Source organism: Blautia sp. AF17-9LB, assembly GCF_003479185.1.
GTDB classification, from domain to species: Bacteria; Bacillota; Clostridia; order Lachnospirales; family Lachnospiraceae; genus Fusicatenibacter; species Fusicatenibacter saccharivorans.
This window is the reverse complement of record NZ_QUGU01000045.1, coordinates 1-1,326: the sequence shown is the minus strand read 5'-3', so window position 1 is coordinate 1,326 and position 1,326 is coordinate 1. Positions and strand designations below refer to the sequence as shown.

At 43.9% G+C, this 1,326-nt stretch carries 1 protein-coding gene; it reads left to right on the top strand.

Features of this window, described 5'->3' with window-relative positions:
* The first annotated feature begins 104 nt into the window (after window positions 1-104).
* Window positions 105-1,292, top strand: coding sequence for a transposase (locus DWX00_RS19380; protein WP_243038065.1), 1,188 nt, complete (start codon window positions 105-107; stop codon window positions 1,290-1,292).
* Window positions 1,293-1,326: the final 34 nt, after the last annotated feature.

Here is a 1,326-nt window from a genome sequence, read left to right as displayed (position 1 = left end):
CTATAAATGAGCAAATCCAAAATATTGCACAAAAGAAAGACACCCTCTGTAGAAGGATGTATAATTGAAGTACCAACAAACAACATACTCACTCAAACAAGGGGGTGTCCGTTGCAAACAGTATACATCATTCCAAACATATTTACAATTACCTGAAAGCATTAAATCTCGGATTATTTTTATCCGATGTGTATCTGAACCACTTATTGACCATCATCCTGTCTGTTTTTCTCCGGGGATACCGGGGAAAAACAGTTGATTTCCAAGAAGTCAGCCATTGCCACAGGACAACGACCGCTTATTTCCTGAATCACGGAAAATGGAAGGACGATGCATTGCAGGATGTTTTAAAAAGCAGCATCCTCCAAGCCATTTATAGGGAAGCACAGCGTTCCGGACAACCGATTTACTGTATTGTGGATGATACGATTGCTTCACATACCCGGCCTTCGTCACAGGCGGTTCATCCAATCGAAGCTGCGTATTTTCATCAATCACATTTAAAAGGCTGTCAGGATTATGGGCATCAGGTTGTCTCCGTTATGCTTTCCTGCAACGGGATTACCCTGAATTATGCAGTCATCCTGTACGATAAATCAAGATCAAAGATCCAGATTGTACAGGAGATCGCGGAAGAACTTCCCGCTGCGCCGGTCATTTTCTACTTTCTTTGTGACAGCTGGTATACTACTGCAAAAGTGATGGACCGTTTTATTCGGAAAGGATTCTATACGGTTGGGGCATTAAAGACCAACCGAATCCTTTATCCATGCGGGATCCGTCAAAAAGCCAGTGCATTTGCCCTTCATTTGCGGAAAACAGACCCGGATGTCAGCCTCGTGACCGTTGGCAGCCGTGAATTCTATGTATACCGCTATGAAGGGGAGTTGAATGGCATTCCAAATGCAGCGGTGATCCTCAGCTATCCGAAGGATGGATTTGGGAATCCCAAAGCATTGCGTGTATTTCTCTCTACAAATGCAGAGTTATCCACGCAGGAGATCCTGGACACCTATACGAAACGGTGGCCGATTGAATTATTTTTCCGGCAGAGCAAAAGTAAACTTGCGCTGGATAGTTATCAAATCCGATCCCGTCAGGGAATCCAAAGGTATTGGCTGATCATGTCGTTGGTCCACTATTTGTGCTGTATGCATTCTGGAAACTACTGCACATTCGAAGAGGGATACGCATCCTTGAAGCAGCAGCTAAAGCAGGAACAGTTTGCAAACCTGTACCGCCTCATAAAAAGCAGCGCCTCATTCGAAGAAGCTTTTAAGTTTGTGGGATAAGTTTGTGCAAAATTCGATATTTGCTCATTTATAG